Origin of the sequence: Streptomyces griseobrunneus, assembly GCF_046713465.1 — a bacterium.
GTDB classification, from domain to species: domain Bacteria; phylum Actinomycetota; class Actinomycetes; order Streptomycetales; family Streptomycetaceae; genus Streptomyces; species Streptomyces microflavus.
Window position 1 is genome coordinate 7,502,750 of the sequence record NZ_CP177080.1, and the last position, 15,577, is coordinate 7,518,326.

At 70.4% G+C, this 15,577-nt stretch carries 9 protein-coding genes; 8 read left to right on the forward strand and 1 reads right to left on the reverse strand.

The annotated features are described in order from the left end of the window. Positions 1–6: 6 nt before the first annotated feature. The 6 genes from ACK8N7_RS34240 to ACK8N7_RS34265 all read left to right on the forward strand — a co-directional run bounded on the left by ACK8N7_RS34240 (position 7) and on the right by ACK8N7_RS34265 (position 8,067). On the forward strand, positions 7–1,635 hold the full coding sequence (locus tag ACK8N7_RS34240) for a sugar ABC transporter ATP-binding protein (RefSeq protein WP_403214128.1): 1,629 nt from the start codon (positions 7–9) through the stop codon (positions 1,633–1,635). Beyond that, positions 1,632–2,606, forward strand: a complete 975-nt coding sequence (locus ACK8N7_RS34245) for an ABC transporter permease (RefSeq protein WP_358722690.1) — start codon at positions 1,632–1,634, stop codon at positions 2,604–2,606. Before ACK8N7_RS34240 ends, ACK8N7_RS34245 begins: the two co-directional genes overlap by 4 nt. Continuing rightward, positions 2,603–3,649: an ABC transporter permease gene (locus ACK8N7_RS34250; RefSeq protein ID WP_500444951.1), complete on the forward strand. Its 1,047-nt coding sequence runs from the start codon at positions 2,603–2,605 to the stop codon at positions 3,647–3,649. The genes ACK8N7_RS34245 and ACK8N7_RS34250 overlap by 4 nt, the downstream gene beginning before the upstream one ends. 66 nt (positions 3,650–3,715) lie before the next feature. Next, positions 3,716–4,747 (forward strand): LacI family DNA-binding transcriptional regulator, encoded by a 1,032-nt coding sequence (locus ACK8N7_RS34255; RefSeq protein WP_403214134.1) that lies wholly within the window; start codon positions 3,716–3,718, stop codon positions 4,745–4,747. A 112-nt stretch (positions 4,748–4,859) separates the two neighbouring features. Next, positions 4,860–5,930 (forward strand): aldose epimerase family protein, encoded by a 1,071-nt coding sequence (locus tag ACK8N7_RS34260; protein WP_403214136.1) that lies wholly within the window; start codon positions 4,860–4,862, stop codon positions 5,928–5,930. A gap of 133 nt (positions 5,931–6,063) precedes the next feature. Beyond that, a complete protein-coding gene (locus tag ACK8N7_RS34265) occupies positions 6,064–8,067 on the forward strand; it encodes a GTP-binding protein (protein WP_500444953.1) in 2,004 nt (667 codons plus the stop codon). 9 nt (positions 8,068–8,076) lie between these two features. On the opposite strand, the gene ACK8N7_RS34270 is transcribed toward ACK8N7_RS34265, so the two are convergent. After that, a complete protein-coding gene (locus tag ACK8N7_RS34270) occupies positions 8,077–11,103 on the reverse strand; it encodes a carbohydrate binding domain-containing protein (RefSeq protein ID WP_500444955.1) in 3,027 nt (1,008 codons plus the stop codon). 197 nt (positions 11,104–11,300) lie between these two features. Between ACK8N7_RS34270 and ACK8N7_RS34275 the strand changes: the two genes are divergently transcribed. Both ACK8N7_RS34275 and ACK8N7_RS34280 read left to right on the forward strand, forming a co-directional pair. Next, positions 11,301–11,717 (forward strand): acyl-CoA thioesterase, encoded by a 417-nt coding sequence (locus ACK8N7_RS34275; RefSeq protein WP_500444957.1) that lies wholly within the window; start codon positions 11,301–11,303, stop codon positions 11,715–11,717. A gap of 1,067 nt (positions 11,718–12,784) precedes the next feature. Next, positions 12,785–14,578, forward strand: a complete 1,794-nt coding sequence (locus ACK8N7_RS34280) for an acyl-CoA dehydrogenase family protein (protein WP_403214144.1) — start codon at positions 12,785–12,787, stop codon at positions 14,576–14,578. The last annotated feature ends 999 nt before the right edge of the window (positions 14,579–15,577 follow it).

Sequence of the window (15,577 nt, forward strand, 5' to 3'; positions counted from 1 at the left end):
GGATTCATGGCACCAACCGAAGCGACACCCCAGCACCAGGAGACCGCCGTGGCGGCCACCGTGCTCGAAGCCCGCTCGGTCAGCAAGCGGTTCCCCGGTGTCGTCGCCCTGGACGACGTCTCCTTCTCGCTGCGCGCCGGGGAGACCCATGCGCTCGTCGGCGAGAACGGGGCCGGCAAATCCACCCTCATCAAGGTGCTGACCGGCGTCTACCAGAGCGACGGCGGCGAGATCCGGGTGGCGGGCGAGCCCGTCCGCTTCGCCCGGCCCTTCGAGGCGCAGCAGGCCGGGATCTCCACCATCTACCAGGAGGTGAACCTCGTCCCGCTGATGAGCGTGGCGCGGAACATCTTCCTGGGCCGGGAGCCGAAGAACCGTTTCGGCCTCATCGACTTCGCCCGGATGCACCGCGAGACCACCGAACTCCTCGACGGCTTCGGCGTCCGCGTCGACCCGGGGCGCCCCCTGCACACCCTGGGCATCGGCACCCAGCAGATGGTCGCGCTCGCCCGCGCCGTCTCCGTCAAGGCCCAGGTCGTCATCATGGACGAACCCACCTCCTCCCTGGAACCCCGCGAGGTCGAGACCCTCTTCCGGGTCATCGAGAACCTGCGCGGCCAGGGCATCGCCGTCCTCTACGTCAGCCACCGCATGGACGAGCTCTACCGCATCTGCGACCGGGTCACCGTCCTGCGCGACGGCCGCCACATCCACACCGGAGACCTGGCCGGCCTGGACCGGATGCGGCTCGTCTCGATGATGCTCGGCCGCGACCTCGCCGAGGTGCGCCGCGAGGGCCTCACCAACTTCGACACCGCCGGACACGACGTGGCCCGCACCCCCGTCCTCACCGCCACCGGACTCGACCGGCGCCACCAACTGCACGACATATCGATCGAGTTGTACGGGGGTGAGGTCCTGGGACTCGGCGGCCTCCTGGGCTCCGGGCGCAGCGAGACCGCCAAGGCGCTCACCGGCGCCCTCCCCCTGGACGGCGGCGAGATCACCGTCGACGGCAAGCGCCTCGGCCGCCCCACCCCGGCCGCCGCCATCCGTGCCGGCATCAGCATGCTCCCCGAGGACCGCAAGGCCGAGGGGATCATCCCGCAGCTCTCCGTACGCGAGAACATCGTGCTCGCCGCGATGCCCCGGCTCTCCCGCGCCGGGATCGTCTCCCGCGACCGGCAGGACCGGATCGTCGACATCTTCATGGAGCGGCTGCGCATCAAGGCCTCCAGCCCCGAGCAGAAGGTCGGCGAACTCTCCGGCGGCAACCAGCAGAAGGTGCTGCTCGCCCGCTGGCTCTGCCTGGAACCCAAGGTGCTGCTGCTCGACGAACCCACCCGGGGCATCGACGTCGGCGCCAAGGCCGAGGTGCAGAGCCTCATCGACGACCTCGCCCGCGAAGGTCTCGCCGTCCTGCTGATCTCCTCCGACATCGAGGAGCTCATCGAGGGCGCCGACCGCATCGTCGTCCTGCGCGGCGGTGCCGTCGCCGGTGAACTCGCCGGTGACGAGGTGGAGGAGAGCCGCCTCCTCGAAGTGCTCGCCGACCACTCGCCCGGCACCGTGCCCGCCGACCGCACGCCCGACACCGGCGGGAAGGTCCCGGCCGGCCAGGAGGACCCCCGATGACCACCCAGGCCACCCTGCCACGCCCCGCGAAGCCACTGGCCCGGCTGCGCGACCCCGCCTGGTACCAGGAGTACGGCGTGTACGCGGCGGTCGCCGTCGTCCTGCTGTTCAACGCCCTGTTCACCGAGCACTTCATGACGGCCGACAACCTGCGCACCCAGCTCGTCCAGGTCGCGCCCATCGTGATCGTCGCCCTCGGCATGGCCCTCGTCATCGGCACCGAGGGCATCGACCTCTCCGTCGGCTCCACGATGGCGCTCGCCGCGGCCCTGCTGCCGCTCTACCTCGGTTACGGTCTGGTGCCCGCGCTCCTGATCGCGCTGCTGGCCGGAGCGGTGGTCGGCGCGATCAACGGGACGCTCGTCTCGCTCGTCGGACTGCAACCCATCGTGGCGACCCTCGCCCTCTTCGTCGGCGGCCGGGGCCTGGCCCTGGTGATGGCCGACGGTCAACTCAAGCAGATCGTCAACCCGGACGTCCTCGCGCTCGGCACCGGCTCCTTCCTCGGCATCCCGCTGGTCGTGCTCATCGCGGGCGTGCTGGCGCTGGCCGTCGCGTTCCTGGTGCAGCGCACCACCTTCGGCCGCCAGATCGTCGCCATCGGCGGCAACCGCCCGGCCGCCGCCCTGTCCGGACTGCCCGTCAAGCGGGTCCTGATCGGCGTCTACATCCTCTGCGGCACGATGGCCGCGCTCGCCGGGATCCTCGCCACCGCCCGGCTCACCGCCAGCGACCCGTCCTCGCTCGGCACCCTCATGGAACTCTCCGCCATCACGGCCGTCGTCGTCGGCGGCACCCCGCTGAACGGCGGCTCCATCCGGGTGCTCGGCACCGTCGCGGGCGCCCTGCTGATGCAGCTGCTGCGCGCCACCCTCGTCAAGCACGACCTGCCCGACTCCACCGCACAGATCGCCCAGGCGGCCATCATCATCGCCGCCGTCTACGTCGCCCGGGAGCGTCGGTCCCGATGAAGAACACCACACCCGCCGCCCCGGCCACCCAGGTGCCGGCGCCGCTCAAGAACGCCCCCTCGCGCCCCGAACCCCGGCCCGAGCGCTCCACCGGCTCCCGGATCGGTGAACTCCTCCAGCGCCAGGGCGTCCTCGCGGTCCTGCTGACCGTGATCCTCATCGCCTCGTTCGTCTACCCGACGTTCGCCGGCCTCGACAACGCCCGGGGCGTCACCGTCCAGGCCTCGTTCCTCGCGATCGTCGCCCTCGGTATGACCCTGGTCATCATCACCGGCGGCATCGACCTCTCCGTCGGCTCGGTCTTCGCCCTCGGCGGGGTGCTCGCCGCCTGGGCCTCCCAGTGGGGCTTCCTCGCCGCCCTGCTCGTACCTCTCGTGGTCTGCGGCGCGATCGGGCTGGTCAACGGCCTCCTCATCGCCCGCGCGAACATGGCGCCCTTCATCGTCACGCTCGCCACCCTCCTCGCGGCGCGCGGCATGCTCCTCGCCTTCACCGACGAGGGCGCCACCACCTACCTGGTCCCCAAGGACTCCGCCTTCGCCGAACTCGGCCAGGGCAGCGTCTGGGGCTTCGGATACCCGATCCTCATCGCCCTCGTCCTCTTCGGGGCCGGCGGACTGCTGCTCCAGCGCACCTCGTTCGGGCAGACCCTGTTCGCCGTCGGCGGCAGCAGCGACGCGGCCACCCTGATGGGGCTGCCCGTCGCCCGCACGAAGATCCTCGTCTACACCCTCAGCGGCCTCCTCGCCGGACTCGCCGGAGCGCTCAACGCCGCCCGCCTCACCTCCGGCGTCACCATCGTCGGCGTCGGCATGGAACTCGACGCGATCTCCGCCGTCGTCATCGGCGGCACCCTCCTCATCGGCGGTGCCGGCTCGATCAGCGGCACCCTCTGGGGCGTGCTGCTGCTCGCCGTGATCCAGAACCTCATCAACCAGATCGGCTCGCTCAACTCCTCGTACCAATCGGTGGTCAGCGGCGGCTTCCTTATCGTTGTCGTGGTGGCGCAGCGTTACCTCGCGCGCAGCCGGAGAGCCACCTGAACCGGACGGGCCGGACGGACCGGACGGGCCTGACAGGGACGAATCGAACCGAGTACAAGGAGTGCCGTGGGCGTCAGCCTCAAGGACGTAGCTCAACGGGCGGGCGTGTCCATCAAGACCGTGTCGAACGTGGTGAACAACTACCAGCACGTCACCCCCAAGATGCGCGCCAAGGTCCAGCAGGCCATCGACGAGCTCGGCTACCGGCCGAACCTCACCGCCCGCCACCTGCGCAAGGGCCGCACCGGCATCATCGCGCTGGCCGTGCCCGAATTCGGCAACCCGTACTTCGCGGAGCTCGCCGGTGAGGTCGTCGACGCGGCCGCCCGGCACGACTACACCGTCCTGGTCGACCACACCGGCGGCCTGCGCGAGAAGGAGCTGCTGGTCAGCCAGGGGTTCCGGTCCCACGTCATCGACGGCCTCATCCTCAGCCCCATCCACCTGGAGACCGAGGACCTGATGGCCCGCACCGAGACGGCACCGCTGGTGCTGCTGGGGGAGCGGGAGTACGAGGCCCCGTACGACCACATCGCCATCGACAACGTGGCCGCCGCCCGCGAGGCCGTCGCCCACCTCATCGCCCTCGGCCACCGCAGGGTCGCCTTCCTCGGCTCCCGTACCGGCCGGGAACGCCAGCCCGCCCACCTCAGGCTGCGCGGCTGGCGCGAGGAACTCGCCGCCTCCGGCATCGAACCCGACGAGTCCCTCGTCGTCGTCACCGACGGCTACGGGAGGGAGGACGGCGCCGCCGCCATGGCCTCCCTGCTCGACCGGGGGGAGCGGCCCGACGCCGTCTTCGCGTACAACGACATGATCGCGATCGGCGCCATGCGCACCATCACCGAACGCGGCCTCACCATCCCCGGCGACATCGCCGTCGTCGGCTTCGACGACATCGAGGAGAGCCGGTACGGGGCCACCACCCTCACCACCATCGCGCCGGACAAGGCGGCCATCGCCCGGCTCGCCGTCGACAGCCTCGTCGAACGCCTCGCCGGAACCCCGGTCGCCGAACCCCGGCGGCCGCGCCCCGGCTACCGCCTCGTCGTCCGCGAATCCACCGCGCCCCGCGAGACCTCCGGACCGGCCCGCTAGAGGCCTCCCTCCGGAGGCGCCCCTTCCGGAGGCCTCCCGAAGCCCCGGAGGCCCTTCCAGAGGCCGCTTCCGGAGGTCCGGAGGCCGCCTCCCACCCCCCAAGGAACTCCTCATGCCCACCGTGCACCGCAAACCGTTCGGCCACGCCCACGGGCAGACGGAGGTCGACCTCTGGACCCTCGACTCGGGCACCGGCGTACGGGCCGAGGTCCTCACGTACGGCGGTGTCCTGCACAGCCTCACCGTGCCCGACACCGCCGGCGTCCCGGGCCCGGTCGTCCGCTCCCTGCCCGCCATCGACGACTACACCGACAAGAACCCCTACTTCGGGGCCGTCGTCGGCCGGTACGCCAACCGCATCGCCCACGGCCGGTTCACCCTCGACGGCACCACGCACCACATCCCCGCCAACGACCGCGGCCATGCCCTGCACGGCGGCCCGGACGGCTTCCACACCAAGGTCTGGGAGGCGGCCGGAGACCGTACCGGCTCCGCCGCCGTCCTCCGCCTCACCCTGCACAGCCCCCACGGCGACATGGGCTTCCCCGGAGCGCTCGACGTCACCGCCACCTACACCCTGGACACCACCGGCACCCTCGCCCTGGAGTACACGGCCGTCACCGACCGCCCCACCGTCGTCAACCTCACCAACCACGCCTACCTCAACCTCGGCGCCGACGACATCCTCGGTCACACCCTCCAGGTCGACGCCGACCACTACCTCCCCATCGACGCCGGCTCCATCCCCGAGGGCCCCCCGGCCCCCGTCGCCGGCACCCCGTTCGACCTCACCGCCCCGCAGCCGCTGGGGGACCGCCTCGCCCGCCACCACCCCCAAGTCGCCCTGGCCGGCGGCTTCGACCACTGCTGGGTGCTGCGCGAACCGGCCCCCGCCGAACTCCGCCGGGCCGCCCGCCTCACCGCCCCCGGCGACCGGCGCACCCTGGAGCTCTGGACCACCGAACCGGGTCTCCAGGTCTACACCGCCAACCAGCTCGACGGCGCGTTCACCGACGGCACCGGCCGCCGCCACGAACGCCACGGATCACTCTGCCTGGAGACCCAGCACCTGCCCGACTCACCCAACCGCCCCGCCCACCCCAGCACGGTGCTCCGCCCCGGCGAAACCCTCCGCAGCCGCACCGAATGGCGCTTTCCGCACCTGCGCGCGGAAGGAAATTAGGTTGCGGCCTCCGACAGCCCCCTGATCTACTCCCCGGACCAGCAGGCAGTACTACCCAGGAGTCCGATCATGCGCGGAGCTTTCGTGTCCACCCCGACAGAAATTCACCTTTCTCTCAAGGACATGAAGCTTCGTGCACACGTTGAATCTGGGAATTCTGGCGCATGTCGACGCCGGTAAGACAAGCCTGACCGAGCGGCTCCTCCACACCGCCGGAGTCATCGACACCATCGGCAGCGTCGATCACGGCAGCACGCGGACCGACTCCCTCGCGCTGGAGCGCCGGCGCGGCATCACCATCAAATCGGCCGTCGTCTCCTTCACCCTCGGCGCCACCACGGTCAACCTGATCGACACCCCCGGCCACCCGGACTTCATCGCCGAGGTGGAGCGGGTCCTCGGCGTGCTCGACGGAGCCGTCCTGGTGGTCTCCGCGGTGGAGGGCGTGCAGGCCCAGACCCGCGTACTCCTGCGCACCCTGCGCCGACTGCGCATCCCGACCCTGCTGTTCGTCAACAAGACCGACCGGCCCGGCGCCCGGTACGGCTCGCTGCTGGCGAGCATCACCGAACGGCTCTCCCCGGACATCGTCGCGTTGGGCTCGGCCCGGCACCTCGGCACCCGGGACGCGACCGGCACACCGTTCACCGAGGCCGACCCCGGCTTCACCGGCGCGCTCACCGACCTGCTCACCCGCCACGACGACGAGCTGCTCGCCGCTTACGTCGACGACCCGGCGGGCCTCACCCACGCCCGGCTGCTGGCGGCGCTGGCCGAACAGACCGGCCGGTGCCTCGTGCACCCGGTCTTCTTCGGCTCCGCCGCCACCGGCGCGGGTATCGACGCCCTGGTGGACGGCATCACCGGACTGCTGCCCGCCCCCACGGGGGACGCGGACGCGCCGGCCCGGGGCACGGTGTTCAAGGTCGACCGGACCGCGAACGGCGAGCGGACCGCGTACGTCCGCATGGTCGAGGGGACCGTGCACACCCGCGAGGTGCTGCGCTTCCGCAGCCCGGACGGCCGGGAGGGAGAGGGCAAGGTCTCGGCGGTCAGCGTCTTCGAGGACGGCGGCGAAGTGCCGGTCTCCGCTGTCGGCGCCGGCCGGATCGGCAGGCTGAAAGGGCTGGCGGACATCCGGATCGGCGACAGCGTCGGCGCGGCCCGGGCGGAGGCCGGACGCCGCCACTTCGCCCCGCCGACCCTGGAGACGGTCGTCGTCCCCCGTCGCCCGGAGGACCGGGGCGCCCTCCACCTAGCCCTCGGCCGGCTCGCCGAACAGGACCCGCTGATCGCCGTCCGCCGCGACGACCTCCGCCAGGAGGTGTCCCTCTCGCTCTACGGGGAGGTGCAGAAGGAGGTCATCCAGGCGACCCTGGCCGACGAGTTCGGGGTGGATGTCACCTTCCGCGCGACCACGACCATCTGCCTGGAGCGGCCGGCCGGTACGGGTGCGGCCGTCGAGTTCATCGACACCGACCCCAACCCCTTCCTCGCGACCGTCGGACTGCGGGTCGACCCGGCACCGTACGGCAGCGGAGTGGAATTCCGCCGCGAGGTGGAACTCGGATCGATGCCCTATTCCTTGATGCGGGCGGTCGAGGAAACCGTGCATTCCGCCTTGCGTCAGGGAATTCACGGCTGGCAGGTCACCGATTGCGTCGTCACCCAGACGCATTCCGGTTACTGGCCCCGGCAGAGTCATTCCCACGGCACGTTCGACAAGAGCATGTCGAGCACGGCGGGCGATTTCCGCAATCTGACGCCCCTGGTGCTGATGGACGCGCTGCGCCGGGCCGGAACCCAGGTGTACGAGCCGATGCACCGCTTCCGCCTGGAGCTGCCCGCCGACGCCTTCGGCGCACTGGTCCCCGTCCTCGCCCGGCTCCGCGCGGTGCCCGGGCCGCCCGAGACGCACGGAACGCTCTGCACCCTGGAGGGCGAGGTCCCGGCGGCCCGGGTCCACGAACTCCAGAAACTGCTGCCGGGGTTGACCCGGGGCGAGGGGGTGCTGGAGTCCGCCTTCGACGGCCACCGCCCGGTGACCGGCCCGGCCCCGGACCGCCCGCGCACCGACCACGACCCGCTGCACCGCAAGGAGTACCTGCTGCGTACGGTGCGGCGGGTCGCCGGCTGAGCCCTCCCGCTACTTCAGATACGGGCCCGCCGTGCCGATCTTCCCGGGCGCGGCGTTCTTCCCGCCGAGGTCCAGGACGTACACGCGCAGGTTGCCCTTCCCGGGAGCCGGTACGGCGAGCGTGCCGCCGGTGACGACCTTGGTATCACCCGTCACCGCGTCCTGGTACGTGCCGTTCGGGATGCCGGTGTACGTGGCGCTCCCGGAGACCGCCACCAGGGCGAAGCTGTCGGTGCCGCTCGCCGTGTCGGTGTAGCGCCGCTTGTACGCCATGGAGCCGCTGATGCCCTCCGTGGAGTACTGCCCCATCTGCAGGGCGGGCACCGCGCGCCGGATCTCGTTCAGCCGCTGGAGGTGCCGGGCCAGGGGCGCGGCCAGGGTGTCCGCGACCTTGCCGGTGGCCGAGGACACCTTGCCGAAGCCGGATGCCGTCACCTCACCGGCCAGATGGTCCCCGAAGTAGGCGCGCCCGGTCGAGGCCAGCGGACACGACGGCCCGCAGTCGATCTTCTTCCCCTTCTGGAACTCGATCTCGGAGCCGTAGTACAGCGTCGGGATCCCCCGGAAGGTCCACATCAGCGACATGTTCTCCGCCCACGCGTCCGTTCCGCCCGTGTACCGCTCGCTGCTCTTGTTGGGCCCGTAGTCATGGCTGTCGACGTAAACCACGTTGTAGGTGGCGTCGTGGTAACTGTCGTCGGAGTCCTTGCCGTTGTGGAACGCGTTGTCCGCGTCACCGAAGTTCATGTGCATCCGCATGTCGATGACGTTCATCCCGGAGAACCGGCTCCGGTCCGGCGCGTGGTAGGCGTTGCCCTTCAGGAAGGCGTTGTCGGAGACGGGCTGCGAGCCGGTGCCCTGCTGCTGCTCGTAGTCGTACATCTCCAGGGCGGCCTTCTCGTCGTCCGCGCTGTACTCCTTGCGCTCCTTCCAGGTGAAGAACTGCGCGGAGTGGTTGACCGAGCCGCGGTTCCACTTGTCGTTGACGAAGGCGGCGACCTCCCCGAAGACGAAGAAGTTCTTCGCCGCCTCGGCCCCGAACCGCTGGGTGACCCGTTCCTGGATCGCCGGCAGGAAGCGGCGGTTCCAGGTGGTGCGGGGGATGTGCACCGCCGTGTCGAGCCGGAAGCCGTCGACGCCCATGTCGATGTACTTGTTGTACGCGCCGATCAGATAGTTCTGGACCTGGGCGTTCTCGGTGTTGAAGTCGGCGAGGTCGTCGTGCAGCCAGCAGGAGCGGGAGTCCTCGCCCTCCCAGTTGCCGATCCAGCAGTTGTGGTAAAGAGCCTTCGGGAACATGCCCGAAGTGGGGCTCGGCCACTGGCAGTTGTAGATCCGGTAGCCCTCCGGTGAGGTGTGCCCGGTGGGCGTACCCCAGTTGAGGCAGGTGTTGCCGGACGGCTCGGCCGTGGACCACAGGTCGCCGTTGTAGTACGACTTCCCCGACTTGGGCTCGACGGTGAGGCCGTCGTACGCGAAGCCGTCGTTCTTCTCGTCGTAGAACCAGCTCCACTGCGTGTCGCGCACCCCGTACACCTTCGGGGTGAACAGGCCCTTGGCGCCCCAGCGTGAGGAGTGGTTGTGGACGACGTCCTGGTAGATCTTCATCCCCTTGGCGTGGGCCGCGTCGATGAGGTCCTGGTAGGAGGCGCCGGCGGACTCCAGGCGCGGGTCGACCTCGTAGAAGTCGTAGCCGTGGTAGCCGTGGTAGTCGTAGTCCGAGCGGTTGAGGACGACCGGGGTGACCCAGATCGCGGAGAAGCCGAGCCCCTTGATGTAGTCGAGCTTCTGCACCAGACCCTTGAAGTCCCCCCGGAACATGGGGTCGTCGTTGGCCGCGTTGCCGGACTTCTCGTGCTGGCTGCCGCCCCGGTTGTTCGTGGGGTCGCCGTCGTTGAAGCGGGCGGTCAGCACGAAGTAGATCGGGTCCTTGCGGGGATCGGTGCCGAGCGGAGTGCCCGTCGCCGGGGCGCTGGGCTTCTCGCCGGTGGTGGCGGCGGCCGGGGCGGAAGGGGCCGAGACGTTCCCGGCGGCGTCGAGCGCCCGGACGGTGTAGCGGTAGGCGGTCCTCTCTTCGAGCCCGGTGTCCGCGAACACGGTGGAGCCGAGGTCCGTGACCAGGGTGCCCTTCGTGCCGCCGGTCCGGGTGACCTGATACTTCGTCACTCCCCGTTCGTCGGTGGCGGGTTCCCAGGTGACCAGGACCGAAACCCCGTCGGCCGCGGCCTTCACCGCCGTGGGCACGGAGGGTGCCTGGGTGTCCGGTTCCTCGGCGGCGCACGGGTCCTTCGCCGCGGCGGTCACCTTGCGGTCGTTCACCGTGGTGAGCCCGGCCGGGAGGGTGTAGTCGCCGCCGTTGTTGTTGTCCCAGACCCCGTTGCCGTTGTTGAACGCCGCCTGAAGACCCGTGGCGCCGCCCAGGTCCACCGTCCGTCTCACCCAGCCGGTGCAGGCCGCCTCCATGCCGATGCCGGGCACCGTCGTCCACGTTCCGCCGTGCGGGCGGTAGTGGAGGTTGACGGTGGACCAGCCGACGGTCGACGTCGCGTAGTAGACCGAGGCGGTGTTCGGCCCTCCGGGGTCCGGCTCCTCGGGACCCGCACCCGCGCACGGGTCGCTGTGCGCCACGACCCCGTCCTTGACGGTGATGATCCCGGTGCCCAGGTCGTAGTTCCGGCCCGCGTTGTTGTCCCAGGTGCCCGAACCGTTGTTGAAGGTCGCCTTGAGCCCGCTCGCACCGCCCAGGGGGAGGGTCAGCTTGACCCAGTCGGTGCAGGCGGCCTGCATCCGGGTGCCGGGGACGGTGGTCCAGGAGCCGCCGTCGGGGGCGTAATGCAGGTGGTACGCCGACCAGTTCCGGGTCTTCGTGGAGTAGAAGACGGTGGCCGTGGTCTCGGCGGCGGCCGAGGCGGCGACGGGTTCGGGGGCCGGGGCGGGAGCGGCTTGCGGTACGGAGGTGAGGAGTCCCAGCAGTCCGGCTGCCGCCAGGGCCGCCGCGAGCGGGCGTCCGGGCAACCGGTGAGGGGTGCGTCCCATGCGTGTCTCCAGGGGAGGGGAGAACCCTGACGCGCCTCGGGGTTCGGCGAGTGAACACGATCCGGTGGAAAGTTCTGCCGGAATTTTGCTGCAATCTCTTGCGGAGTGGAAGTTACCGGTGCATGACAGGCCCGTAAAGGCATCGGGCAGGACCGGTCCACCGGAATGGACAACCGGGCGGAGGCGTTCGCACGGACATGACCTTCTCCGTTGACGTGACCGTGCGTGGCTACGAACTCGACACCCAGGGCCATCTCAACCAGGCCGTCTACCTCCAGTACGCCGAACACGCCCGCTGGGAGCTGCTGCGGGCCGCCGGACTGCCCCAGGAGAAGCTGCTCGCGGACGGCATCGGCCCGGTACAGCTGGAAGTCACCGTGAAGTACCGCCGTGAGCTGCGGGGCGGGGAGAAGGTACGGGTCACCTGCCGCTTCGGCTACGGCACGGGGAAGACGTTCACCCTGGAGCAGCAGGTCATCAAGGAGGACGGCACGGTGGCCGCCGAGATCACCGGAGTGGCCGGCGTCCTCGACCTGACCGAACGCCGTCTCGTCGCGGACCCGCAGGGCCGCCTGGCCGCACTGGCGGGCAACCCGGACCTTCTGACCGGCTGACCGCGGGGTGAGCGGATCGCTCCGAAACGGGGGCCTCGGCGTGTCCCGCAACTGGCTCGCCCCGCCCAAGCCCTTGGCATACCTGATCTGAGCTGGTGTTTTCCCAGGGTGCGCCTAGGGTGAGCAGAGTCCTGGCGGACACCGGGCCCGCGCCCGGCGGCCGTCACACCGTGGCCTGGAGCGTCTACGGGATGGGGCCCTGCGTCACCAACGCCCTGTCGAGCCGCCTCACGGCCGACGTGCGGCGCGGAGGAGCGCGGTGGGTCCAGGAGTACGCGTGCGGCGTCGCCGTCGCCCCGCCCGCCGCCGCAGGTCCGACGGCCGGCAGCGGGACCACCATCGCCTTCCGGGCCCACGCTACGTCTTCGGCACGGCGGAGTGCTCGTTCGCGGTGCCGGCCGGACGCTTCATGTAGATGGCCCTGCTGAACAGGGGCCTGACCATCCCGCTGACCGACCAACGCCCCGCGGGCGGAACCCGGTCTGCGCGGTTCCGGTTCCCCGACGGGCCTGCGGACTTCGTCGCCTTCCTCGACACGGAATCCGGGGCGCACGCCCCCCGGACATCATCGCCTTCGTACGGGAGGACGCGAGGACGACGGGAGCGGTGGAGGCGGCTCTGAGTTCGGCGACGGCTGCTCACAGCGGCGGATCCCGACTTCACCACCGACCGCGTCAACAACGTCCTGGACAGCGGTCGTCCCGGTGAAACCGGACCACCCCGAGTCGGGCGGCCGGTGGAAGCTTCCTGACCGGCTCGGTACTGCTCGGTGCAGAGGTCCTCTTCTCGCAAGCGTGGGAGGGGCGACAGGAGACCGAATCCCCGCCCGAAGGCAGGCCGCCGGAACCGGATCTCCGTGCCGTGGATGATGCCGCTCACTTCGCGGTCACCGCGACGAGGAACCTGGCGGAGCCGAGGTCGTACCCCGCTCGGCGCGACCTCGCTGTGCCGGCCTCCGAGCAGGTGGAAGTGAGTGAGGAAGTGGGCACCTACCGTGTTTTCGCCCAGCTCAATCGTGTTGATCCTCACTGCGTCAGACGTGATCGATCAGGCTAGTTTTCCTGGGTGTGACTGACTCTCAGATTCCGGATTCCGCATCCATCTCCGCCGCGCCCGTCTCCGCCGCTCTCGCCGACGTCCTGTTCGCCGGTCACCTGGATACGACTCACGAACGATGGCGGCGCCTTTTCAGCTCCGCCCCGTTCCGTTTCGAGGAGGGGCTGACCCACCGAGAACGCATAGACCTGAGCTACGACCGGCTCCGGCTCGTCAACGGGGCCGTAGAGGCTCCACAGGTCCTCGCGAGCGATCCGGTCGAACTCACCGCCATCCACGAGTGGGCCGGTGTGGTGGACCCGGGCATGGCCACCATCGTCTCCATCCACTACAACCTCTTCTTCGGGAGCCTGGTCGACCACGAGGCGGCCGGGCGCGACCTGGGCGAGTACGTCCGCGCCGAACGCATAGGGACGTTTCTCTGCACCGAGGTTGCCCATGGCAATGACGCCGTACATATGGAGACCACAGCGACGTTCGACCGGGCGGCGCGCGGGTTCGTGCTGAACACCCCAACGGCCGGCGCGGCGAAGTTCATGCCCAACACCGGCCCGGCCGGGGGGGCGAAGGGGGCCGTCGTCGCGGCCCGCCTGATCGTCGACGCCACCGACCACGGCGTCTTCCTGTTCTTGACGCCGCTCAGCGACAGCGACGGCAGCCCGTTGCCGGGTGTGGAGGTGCGGCCGCTGCCCCAGACGGCCAGCAGCCCTGTCGACCACTGCGCCACGACGTTCCACGATGTCCGCCTCCCTTTCAGCGCTCTCCTCCAGGGCGACCACGGCCGCCTCACCCCGGACGGCGGGTTCACCAGTGCGCTCGGCAGCCCCCGCCGGCGGTTCCTGCAGTCCATCGGACGGGTCACGATGGGCAAGCTGTGCATGACCGCCCACAGCCTCGGCGTCATGCGGCACGCTCTCGACGTCGCCGTGCGCTACGCCCACACCCGGGTCACCTCGGGCATGACCAACGGACAGCGTGTGCCGCTGATCGCCCACCGCGGCCACCACACGCCCCTGCTCGACGCTGTGGCGACGACCTACGCCGCCACGCTGCTCCAGCGGTCGGTCGTGCAGCAGTGGGACCGGGCGACCGGCGAGGACCGCGAGGCGTACGAGCGGCTGACGGCGATCAGCAAGGCGTGGATCACCTGGCGGGCCCGGGCGGTCATGACCGAGTGCCGCGAGCGGTGCGGCGCCCAGGGCCTGATCCAGGCGAACGGCATCGCGTTGCAGCTCGCCTCCATCGAGGGCACGATCACGGCCGAGGGCGACAACGCGGTGATCCTGCAGAAGGCCGGGGGCGAGATGCTGCTCGGCGGCGTCGACCTCAAGCCGGAGAGCGAGATCGCGCCCGCGGACCGGGAGCTGACCGACCCCCAGTTCCTCCAGGACCTCCTGGCCGACATCGAGCGTATCTCCCACGCCCGTGCGAAGGCCCGGCTCCGGCAGCGCGCCGCATCCCCGCTGGCCCGCTGGAACGCGACGGTGACGCCCGCCGTGGCGCTGGCCGACGCCCACGTCCACCGGCTCGCCGCCGAGTCCCTGCTGACCGCCGCCGGCCAGGTCCCCTCCGGGCTGCCGGCGGACCTGCTGCGCGGGCTGCATGCCCTGTTCACCCTGCGCCGGGTCGCCGCGCACAGCGGAGACCTGCTGGCACGGCGGCGGTTGACGGCCGATCAGGTCGAGGACCTGCCCGACGCGGTGGACGCGGTCCTCAGCTTCCTGGAGCCCCACGCGCTGACCCTCACCCGCGCCTTCGGTGTGTCCGAGACGCTGCTGGAGACGCACCCGATGCTCAGCGCCTGACCAGCACCACGGGGGAGACAGGCTCCCCGGCCGCCGGACGGGGGCGGCGGCCGGAGTGACGGGGCAGAGGTACAGGGACCGGTGCACCGTGTGAATGAACCAGTCGCCGGAGCTCAGGGCGTGGCCGAACCGATCGGCGTAGGTCGCATACTCGGCGTGCTGCGCGGCGTCGAGGGAGACCTCCTGCACCGGCCCGGCCGGTGCCGCATCCCGCAGTGACGTGAGCAGGGCGGGTGGCGCCGGTATCCGCAACGCCCGCAGGACCCGACGGAGGTTGTCGACCAGATCCCGCTCCCGTGGCTTCCTGATCTCTCCGAGCGCGCCGGCCAGCGCTCCACCCAGTTCGTTCTCGGCCTCTTCGAGCAGCGTGGGGCACGCCGTCAGGCAGCTGATGCTCTCGATGCCCGCCTCCACCGCGTACAGGCTGATCAGTTGCTCGCCGTCGGAGCTGTGGAGGCGGTAGCCCTCCGACTCCCGGCGTGGCGCAGCGAGCTCGAATGCGGTCGGCGTGTGCCAGCTCAACAATTTGGGCATTGCCGCCTGGATGTCGCCCCAGCCCTCGTAGGCCCGGCGGATCGTCTCGGCCTGCCCCCGCGGCAGGTGGCCGAGGTGGAGGTAGTACAGGGAGTGGAGGAGGGGTTCCTCCATCTCCAGGAACCGCGTCATGAACACCGGGTCCTCCGGTGAGACTCTAACCCCGAACGATAGTCGCACTAGAAGTGCGCACACCGTCTTCTCCGTTGATCTATCACCTGCCGACTGGAAGAGTTGCCGCCGAACCAGTCACAGTGTTTGGCCAGTCGGCCAGTGTGGGGGACGGGGGACAGGGGAAGCGCAGCAACCGGATTCGTAATCAAACTGGGTGTCTGGTCTGTGCCGTCTCGCTGACGGGACAACGGGGGGACTTCTTCCTGCGCCTGCCGCCTGTGACGACGTTCGGCTCCAGCCCGAGGCGGCGTTCTGTGGCGGTGCCGGCCTCAGGGTCGGCACCGCCACAGA